A 4,795-nucleotide genomic window follows, 5' to 3' on the forward strand; every position below is an offset into this window, starting at 1 on the left:
GCCCTGGCCCCCTGCCTGCTGCTCGCCCGCCGGCCCGCCGACGTCTGGTCGCTGCTGCTGCTGCAGACGCCGCTGCGGGGCCGTCGGGAGCTGCAGCGGCGGCTCAGCCGGCTCCAGGCGGCCCCGGGGCTGGTCCTGGCCACGGCCGGCGGCGCCGCCCTAGGCCTGCCTCTGCTGTGGTGGATCGACCGCCATGCCGCCGTGGCCGCACCCATCACCCCCTTCGCCTCCTGCCCGCGGCTGGTGGCCCTGCTGCTGGCGGCCCTGCTGCTGGTGGTGATGCTGTGGCAGTGGCAGCAGCTGATCCAGTCCCTGTGGCTGCTGAGCCGCAGCCCCGAGGTCGTGGCCGCCACCCGCCCCCTCAGCCTGGAGGAACTGGAGCAGCAGCGCCTCTGCCTGGGCCTGCCCCTGCTGCTGCCTGAGCCCCTGAGGCTGGCGGGGCTGGCGCCCCAGCCCGAGGCAGTGGCTCAGACCGAAGCGACGCCGCCGGACGAAGTGCAGACACCTGAGGTCACACCGGAAGCCGAGGCGCCTCCAGTGCCACCCCCGACCACCGAGGTCCCAGCGGCCGAGCCCTCAGCCGTCGAGGCGGTTGCGGTCGAACCAGAGCAGCCCCCCGAAGAGGCCGAAGGCTCCGACCTGGATCAGGAGATCCCCTGAGGGCACCTCCGAGCCGGCGGAAGCACGCAGGGCCATGGTGGCCAGACCAAGCCCGGCGGAGGCCACCAGGGCGAACCACAGGGCCCGCCTGAGCCCCCGCCAGGGGGTCCTCGCTTCGCTGAGCAGGCGCTGGCGCAGCGCCGGATCGAGGGATCTGTTCGGGTCGGATCCCATGGAATGGTGCCCAGCAGGTGGTGAACCGACGAATGCTAATTTCTTGGCCGATGCCGGTGTAGCTCAGGGGTAGAGCAACTGATTCGTAATCAGTAGGTCGTCGGTTCAAATCCGATCACCGGCTTCTTCGTTCCCCTGCTCCCGTTGCCAGCCGGCCGTCCCCGGGTTTCCCTGGCCCTGGGTCCCTGTGGCCGCTGCCGTGTCGCCCTGAACGGCCATGGATGATCTGAAGGCCCGTCATGAAGGCCTGCTGGAGAGCCACCACGGGGCCCTTTGTCAGGCCGCCGAACGCCTGCTGGAGGAAACGGCATGGTCGCTGGCGACGACGTCCCTGCTGCTGCGGACCACAGGCCCGGTCCCCAGCCAGGTGGTGGCCGTCGGGGACCTGGGCCGCTGGATCGACCATCTCGGGCCGGATCTGGATACCTTCGTGCGGCTGCGGCGCCAGGGGCTCGATGTGGCCGAGGCCTACGCCCGATGCCGCGCCGCCGAGGGGGAGACCTTCCTGGGTGCCTGGGAAGACCTCAGGGGAGCACAGCCCCTGGTCAGCCACGATGACCTCAACCAGTTCGCCGTGCTGTCGCAACAGGGCTTCTGCCGATCACCCCGCAACCTGCTGGTGGTGGTGCACTGGGGCGACCGGGTGACGGCCTTCCTGGTGGCCTGTGATCGCCAGAGGAGAGCGACACCACCCGCCGGGCCGGGGTGAAGAAGGTTCAGTCGTCGTCTTCGGTGGAGCCGGCGGGAATCAGGCGAATCTGCTTGCGGCCCAGCTTGATCTCGAATTCATCGCCGGGTTGCAGATCAAGCATGGCGGTGTAGGCCTTGCCCACCAGAAGGTTGCCGTTGCCCTGGACGGTGGCCACGTAGCTCAGTTTGCGGCCGCCTTTGGAAGCACCCTTGCCACCGCCTTCGCCCAGGCTGACGCCCTTGGCTTCCAGCAGAGCCTCGTAAAATGCCGTGAAATTAAGACGCTCCGCCCCGTCCTTCTTGGTGCTGACGTAGCCGCAACCACGCACCAGATCGGATTTCGAGACATCGCCCAGTTCCTTGACCTTGGCCAGGAGATCAGATCCGGTAAGCATCGGAAGCAGGAAAGACCTTTCGACACACACTATAAAGGTTTTGTCGCTTGTCGTCATTGGACGATCCGCCGATGACGCCCTGCGGATTGATGCCACGAACCAACGCGAACCTGTGGCGGCTTCAGCAGAGTGCGATGGGCCACTCCACCTTGACCACATCGAAGTCGTCGCTACCCAGGCGGTTGAGTTCACCGGCGGCGCGCACGGCCGCCTCGTGGGTATGGAAGAGATAGGCCGACGTCGGTTCGCTCACGTCCCCGAGACCCTGGTCGTCGGGACGGATGGAGACGTAGGAGCCGTCGGAGAGACGCTGCAGCACATAGCGCTCGGCCTGGGTGCATTCCAGGGGATGGGCCGGATCGATCTCGGGTGCCCAGAAATGCATCACAACCCCCGCGCATGATCCTTCTGAACTACTCCAGAGAACCCGCTGGCCGCGAGGGGATGCCACATGTCGTTGCAACCAGCCCGGCCCGGCCCTTCATGTCTCATTGCCGCCGAAGTCATCGTCATAGCCCTCGTAGGGCTCGAATTCACTCCAGCCGGGACTGGCGTTCTGCAGCAACCCGTAGCGGGCGTCCACGTCATTCATCAGGGTGTTGCCGGTGGGCACCGTGTCGCAGGTGATCGACCCATCGGCACCGGTGACGCAATTCTCGAACTGCACGTTCGCCAGCGCCCTGCCTGCTCCCCCCGTCAGAACGAGCAGCAGCAGGACGGCCAGGGAGCCCGCCCGGAACCCGAAGAGGGGCCGGGAAACGTCGCTGGGCTGGGGAGCGTCGGCCATCACCGGAGGGGGCATCTGCTGGGATGATGGCACCGCTTCAACACACGCACCGATGTACACCGACTGGACCGCCGTGATCCTGCTGCTGCTCACGGCGGCGCCCCTGGCCGTGGTCGTGGCCACCGCCGCCTTCTTCATCTGGCGGAAGAAACGGACCTCGAAGTGACCATCCGGAAGAGCATCCCATCGCCCCCCATGGCCGGGGAGCGGCCCTGGCCGAGACAGTCGAGACAGGTGCGGTAACGCTGATCATCGATGCGCAGCAGGCCGCTGCCGCCGCACTGGGGACATCGGCTCAGACCGGGGGAATGACCCCTCGATCCGGAAGCGGGAACATGAGCAGCCATGGCCGGTTCGCAGGGGTTTGTTTTCATCTCCTCACTGTGCCTCGCCCAGACCCCCTGGATCCCGAAATCTTCCTTAAGGATTGACACCCTGCCCCTGGCGCAGGCAACCCTGCAGTCCCTCCAGACTCAGGCCATCCACCAGCTCCCGGGCACTGAGGCGGCTGCCCGGAGGCACCAGTTCAAGACTGGCGGCCAGCTCTCCGATCACCCCGGGGGCATCCAGGCCCCGGCGGCGCAGACCGGCCAGCCCCTCGGCCCCCTCCCGCTTGCTCAGCCGCTCCCCCTGGCCATCCCGCCACAGGGGCACATGGGCATAGGCGGGCGGGTCGGTGCCGAGGGCGGCCATCACGGCCACCTGGGCCCCGGTGGAAGGCCAGAGATCCTCCCCCCGCACCACCTCGCTGATGCCCATCAGCAGCTCGTCCACGGCCGTGGCCAGGTGGTACGCCACCACCCCATCGGCCCGGCGCAGCACCACGTCTCCCACCTCGGTGGGGCCGTCCTGGCCGCCACAGGGGCCGCAGCGCTCCTGCCAGCACAGGGCACCCGGCTCCAGGCGCAGGCGCCAGCTGGGCAGCCGCCCAGCCTGGGAGCCCCACAGGGGCGGACCATTGCGGCAGTAGCCCGGATACACCGCCAGCGCCCCGTGGGGCGCCGAGACATCGGCCAGTAGCCGCCGGCTGCAGCGGCAGGGGTAGAGCCGCCCGGCCCGGCGCAGGGCCGAGAGAACGGTGGCGTAGACGCCGCGGTGGTCGCTCTGGCGGACCACGGGACCATCCCAGTGCAGACCCAGCCAGCGGAGGTCGTCGAGGATCGAGGCCTCGGCACCCGGCCGGTTGCGGGGGGCGTCGAGATCATCGATGCGCAGCAGCCAGGCTCCGCCCCTCAGCCGGGCTTCAAGCCAGCCGAGCAGGGCGGTGCGGAGGTTGCCCCGGTGCAGGGGACCGGTGGGGGAGGGAGCGAAACGGGTGCGGTAGCCCTGCCGCCGGAGCTCCAGCCCAGAGGCAAGGCGCTGCCGCAGATGGAGGGGCAGCCGCAGGGGAGGGCTGGAACTCCCTGCGGCCACCTCCATGGCCGGGAGCGGCAGCGGCGGATCAGCCCTGGACCTTGTCCTTGAAGAGCTTGCCGGCGGTGAAGGCGGGCACCCGCTTGGCGGGAATCTTGATCTTCTCGCCGGTCTTGGGATTCAGACCCTGACGGGCGGAGCGCTCACGGGGCTCGAAGGAGCCGAAACCGAGGATGGACACCTTCTTGCCCTCGACCACCGAATCGACGATGGTTTCGATGGCGGCATCGACGACGAGGGAGACGTCGGTCTTGGTGAGCTCCGTGCGGGCAGCCACGATGTTGACGAGATCAGCTTTGTTCATTGTTCGGGGGAAGCCTCCGGGTAGGCGGCGATGGCGGGGGTTCGGGTCGTCGAGTGATGAAGGCGAATCGGAAGTCCCCGACCGCCCGGTGCGTTCAGCGCGCCAATCGTATGGGCGTTGCGGCAGGGCCGCAACAGGAGAAGTCCACTCATGACAGCGGTTTGGGGGCCACCGGGCCCGCAGTGGGGTGTTCCGTGCTAAGGGGCGACGACCTCCAGCCCGCCCCCGGGGGGCTGCAGCGCCAGGGCCTCCAGATCCAGCTCGCCCAGCACGTCGGCGCCCTGCTCCACCAGCTTCGCCCCCCTCAAGGCCCCCAGCCCGGCGCCGCTGGCGATCCAGCCGGGGGAGCCGGGCGGCAGCCAGCGGCGCAGC

8 protein-coding genes and 1 tRNA gene are annotated in these 4,795 nt (G+C 68.7%); 3 read left to right on the top strand and 6 right to left on the bottom strand.

Going from position 1 to position 4,795, the window contains the following annotated elements; all coding sequences use genetic code 11:
- Positions 1–660: low-complexity tail membrane protein (locus tag VB737_RS05440; RefSeq protein ID WP_500311800.1), on the top strand; the 660-nt coding region annotated here is incomplete at its 5' end.
- On the opposite strand, the gene VB737_RS05445 is transcribed toward VB737_RS05440, so the two are convergent.
- A complete protein-coding gene (locus tag VB737_RS05445; RefSeq protein WP_500311802.1) occupies positions 577–834 on the bottom strand; it encodes a DUF3493 domain-containing protein in 258 nt (85 codons plus the stop codon). The two genes, VB737_RS05440 and VB737_RS05445, sit on opposite strands and share 84 nt — an antisense overlap.
- A gap of 52 nt (positions 835–886) precedes the next feature.
- Between VB737_RS05445 and VB737_RS05450 the strand changes: the two genes are divergently transcribed.
- Positions 887–958: transfer RNA gene (locus VB737_RS05450), tRNA-Thr, on the top strand.
- Positions 959–1,051: 93 nt separating this feature from the next.
- Entirely contained in the window at positions 1,052–1,543 is a 492-nt protein-coding gene (locus VB737_RS05455; protein ID WP_500311804.1) for a hypothetical protein, read from the top strand.
- 7 nt (positions 1,544–1,550) lie between these two features.
- Here VB737_RS05455 and VB737_RS05460 read toward each other — a convergent pair whose 3' ends face one another.
- The 5 genes from VB737_RS05460 to VB737_RS05480 all read right to left on the bottom strand — a co-directional run bounded on the left by VB737_RS05460 (position 1,551) and on the right by VB737_RS05480 (position 4,423).
- Positions 1,551–1,919, bottom strand: a complete 369-nt coding sequence (locus VB737_RS05460; RefSeq protein ID WP_094587220.1) for an AbrB family transcriptional regulator — start codon at positions 1,917–1,919, stop codon at positions 1,551–1,553.
- Between the two features lie 121 nt (positions 1,920–2,040).
- Positions 2,041–2,304 carry a hypothetical protein gene (locus VB737_RS05465; protein WP_500311806.1) on the bottom strand — a complete coding sequence of 88 codons (264 nt, stop codon included), beginning with the start codon at positions 2,302–2,304 and terminating at the stop codon, positions 2,041–2,043.
- A gap of 96 nt (positions 2,305–2,400) precedes the next feature.
- Complete coding sequence (locus VB737_RS05470) at positions 2,401–2,706, bottom strand: lactate dehydrogenase (protein ID WP_500311808.1); 306 nt, start codon at positions 2,704–2,706, stop codon at positions 2,401–2,403.
- Between the two features lie 420 nt (positions 2,707–3,126).
- Positions 3,127–4,092: a tRNA glutamyl-Q(34) synthetase GluQRS gene (gene gluQRS / locus VB737_RS05475; protein WP_500311810.1), complete on the bottom strand. Its 966-nt coding sequence runs from the start codon at positions 4,090–4,092 to the stop codon at positions 3,127–3,129.
- Between the two features lie 55 nt (positions 4,093–4,147).
- On the bottom strand, positions 4,148–4,423 hold the full coding sequence (locus VB737_RS05480) for an HU family DNA-binding protein (protein WP_015110525.1): 276 nt from the start codon (positions 4,421–4,423) through the stop codon (positions 4,148–4,150).
- Between the last annotated feature and the right edge of the window lie 372 nt (positions 4,424–4,795).

This window comes from Synechococcus sp. BA-120 BA3, from assembly GCF_034931285.1.
In the GTDB taxonomy this organism is placed as follows: domain Bacteria; phylum Cyanobacteriota; class Cyanobacteriia; order PCC-6307; family Cyanobiaceae; genus Cyanobium.

What these genes read in the sequence shown, in the direction of transcription:
- VB737_RS05445 (WP_500311802.1), bottom strand. Translation starts at nt 834, where the DNA reads ATGGGATCCGACCCGAACAGATCCCTCGATCCGGCGCTGCGCCAGCGC.
- VB737_RS05455 (WP_500311804.1), top strand. Translation starts at nt 1,052, where the DNA reads ATGGATGATCTGAAGGCCCGTCATGAAGGCCTGCTGGAGAGCCACCAC.
- VB737_RS05465 (WP_500311806.1), bottom strand. Translation starts at nt 2,304, where the DNA reads ATGCATTTCTGGGCACCCGAGATCGATCCGGCCCATCCCCTGGAATGC.
- VB737_RS05480 (WP_015110525.1), bottom strand. Translation starts at nt 4,423, where the DNA reads ATGAACAAAGCTGATCTCGTCAACATCGTGGCTGCCCGCACGGAGCTC.
- VB737_RS05460 (WP_094587220.1), bottom strand. Translation starts at nt 1,919, where the DNA reads ATGCTTACCGGATCTGATCTCCTGGCCAAGGTCAAGGAACTGGGCGAT.
- VB737_RS05470 (WP_500311808.1), bottom strand. Translation starts at nt 2,706, where the DNA reads ATGGCCGACGCTCCCCAGCCCAGCGACGTTTCCCGGCCCCTCTTCGGG.